The sequence below is a fragment of the Actinokineospora sp. genome (genome assembly GCF_050699995.1).
Classification (GTDB): domain Bacteria; phylum Actinomycetota; class Actinomycetes; order Mycobacteriales; family Pseudonocardiaceae; genus Actinokineospora.
This window is the reverse complement of the sequence record NZ_JBOHGC010000615.1, coordinates 1-2,456: the sequence shown is the minus strand read 5'-3', so window position 1 is coordinate 2,456 and position 2,456 is coordinate 1. Positions and strand designations below refer to the sequence as shown.

General features: G+C 68.8%; 3 protein-coding genes. All 3 read left to right on the top strand.

Annotated elements, in window-relative coordinates:
* The first annotated feature begins 43 nt into the window (after positions 1–43).
* The 3 genes from ACRDSQ_RS29575 to ACRDSQ_RS29565 are packed head-to-tail and all read left to right on the top strand — an operon-like array spanning position 44 to position 2,411.
* Positions 44–358: a terminase small subunit gene (locus tag ACRDSQ_RS29575; RefSeq protein WP_431425602.1), complete on the top strand. Its 315-nt coding sequence runs from the start codon at positions 44–46 to the stop codon at positions 356–358.
* Positions 321–1,826: a terminase gene (locus tag ACRDSQ_RS29570; protein ID WP_431425603.1), complete on the top strand. Its 1,506-nt coding sequence runs from the start codon at positions 321–323 to the stop codon at positions 1,824–1,826. The genes ACRDSQ_RS29575 and ACRDSQ_RS29570 overlap by 38 nt, the downstream gene beginning before the upstream one ends.
* A 9-nt stretch (positions 1,827–1,835) precedes the next feature.
* Positions 1,836–2,411 carry a 2OG-Fe(II) oxygenase gene (locus ACRDSQ_RS29565; RefSeq protein WP_431425600.1) on the top strand — a complete coding sequence of 192 codons (576 nt, stop codon included), beginning with the start codon at positions 1,836–1,838 and terminating at the stop codon, positions 2,409–2,411.
* The last annotated feature ends 45 nt before the right edge of the window (positions 2,412–2,456 follow it).

Sequence of the window (2,456 nt, the reverse complement as noted above, 5' to 3'; positions counted from 1 at the left end):
TCTCTCCCCAGGCCCCTGTGGATAACTGCGGGAAGTGGCCTGGATGAGTACGGATCGTGCGAAATCGGGCCCGATGAGCCGGGATCTGGCCAAATCGTTGCGTGCCGCGCGGATCGGGGACCGGGATGCGGGCGGCGTGGCATTGGCGCGCAGGTTGGCATATTTGCTGGACACGGCGCGTGGCACGCTCGAGGAGTCGGCTGTGTTCGCCGATCTGGCCCCGAAGTATCTGGCTGTGCTGTCTGCCCTGGGTTTGACGCCGGCGGGCCGTGGCGTGAGGGGGGGTGTGCAGGGTGGCGGCACTGGCAACGGCAAGCTTGATGAGCTCCGTGAGCGACGGCAGCGTGGTGCTGGGTAGCACGGTCCCGCGGCTGTGGACGCCGCCGTTGCGTGAGCTGACGCCGGCGACGTCGTTCGGGTTCGACGTGATCGACTTTGCCGATGGTGTGCTCGCGCATCCGCTCGATCCGTGGGAGCAGTGGCTCGTGGTGCATGCCGGGGAGCTGCTCCCGGATGGGCGGCCGCGGTTCCGGATCGTGATCGTGCTGGTGGCGCGGCAGAACGGCAAGACCGAGGTCGTGGTGGTGTTGGCGTTGTACTGGCAGTTCGTCGAGGCGGTGCCGCTGGTGTTGGGTACGTCGACGAAACTGGACTATGCCCGCGAGTCGTGGTTGAAGGGTGTGAAGCTGGCCGAGGCGACGCCGGCGTTCGATTCGTTGCGGCCGTCGCCGCGGTGGAAGCGTGAGGCGAACGGTGAGCAGGAGTCGTGGACGGTCGATGATGCCCGCTACAAGATCGCTGCGTCGAACGCCGAGGGTGGCCGCTCGTTGACGGTGCATCGGCTTGTGCTCGATGAGCTGCGCCAGCACCACGATTACAGCGCGTGGGGCGCGGCGTACAACGCGATGAACGCCGTGTCTCACGCGCAGGCGTGGGCGATGTCGAATGCCGGCGATGACCGGTCGGTGGTGCTGAACGACAGGCGCGAGGCGGCACTCAAGTTCATCGAGTCGGGTGTGGGCGATCCGCGGGTGGGGCTGTTCGAATGGTCGTGCACCGACGAGGATGATCCGCTCGATCTCGCCGCGCTGGCGCAGGCCAACCCCAACCTGGGTCGGCGTATCCCGTCTGACGCGCTGCTCGGCGAGGCGGCTACGGCGGTGGCTCGGGGTGGTGAAGCGTTGACGACGTTCAAGACCGAGGCGATGTGCATCCGGGTGCGGAAGCTGGCACCGGCGATTGACGGGCTGGCGTGGCGGGCATGTCATGTGCCGGGTGACCTGGCGGCCGTGCGGTCGCGGGTGGCGGTGTGTCTGGACGTGGCGCCGGATGGGGCGCATGCGACGTTGGTGGCGGCGGCGGTGCTGGCGGATGGGCGGGTGCGGGTGGAGCCGGTGAGGTCGTGGACGGACACGGACACGTTGCGCCGGGATCTGACCGCGCTGCTGCTGCGCGTGCGGCCGAAGGCGTTGGGTTGGTATCCGTCTGGGCCGGCGGCTGCGTTGGCGGCGGATCTGGCGGAGCGGCCGGGCCGAGCTGCGTGGCCACCGAAGGGCATGACGGTGGAGCCGATCAAGGGTGACATGGCTGCGGTGTGCATGGGGCTAGACGAGCAGGTGCGGGCGGGGCGGGTGGTGCATGACGACGACCCGCTGTTAAACGCGCATGTGACAGGCGCCGAGCGGCTGCCGCGTGGTGACGGCTGGGTGTTCTCGCGCCGTGGTGAGGGCCATTGCGATGCGGCGTACGCGGTGGCAGGCGCGGTGCATCTGGCGCGCACACTGCCGGTGTCGCCGGGCCGGCCGCGGCTCGTGGTGGCCGACTAGGGAGGATGAGTGGAGTACAGCCCTGTCCGAGAGTTCACCGGTGATCTGATGGTGGCCGAGCCACGATCAGCGTTTTACACGCTGGCCGATCTGTTGCCGTGTTCGGCGCTGACCGAGGTGGTGGCGATGGCGCGGGGCCGGCTGAGTCGCCGTGGCGCCGACCGGTGCGACGAGCTGTGGCTGCCCGACGATGGTGTGGCCGCCGGGGCGCTCGGCCCGGGGCTGCTGCGCCGGATCACGGACACGATGTGCGAGGTCAATGACCGGTGGTGGCGGCTCGACATCGACACGTTCCGGTTCAAGGTGTTGCGCTACGCGCCGGGCCACTATGCGCCGGCGCACATGGACATGTTCCCCGGGTCGATGCGCCGCAAGTTGACGCTGGTCGTGCAGCTATCCGACCCGGCCGTGTATACGGGTGGTGAGCTCGAGGTGATCGGGATGGGTGAGCAGTGGTCGACGATCCCGCGCCAGTTCGGGCTGGCGGCGGTGTTCCCGTCGTGGACGCGTCACCGGGTGACGCGGGTGGTGGCGGGCGAGCGGTGGGCGCTTACGGCGTGGGCATATGGGCCGCCGGTGAGGTGACCGCCGGCATGATCATGCACGGCCGTGCATGACATGGTGTAAGGT

Excerpts from the sequence above, each read along its gene's own strand:
- ACRDSQ_RS29570 (WP_431425603.1), top strand. The coding sequence starts at position 321 with ATGAGCTCCGTGAGCGACGGCAGCGTGGTGCTGGGTAGCACGGTCCCG.
- ACRDSQ_RS29575 (WP_431425602.1), top strand. The coding sequence starts at position 44 with ATGAGTACGGATCGTGCGAAATCGGGCCCGATGAGCCGGGATCTGGCC.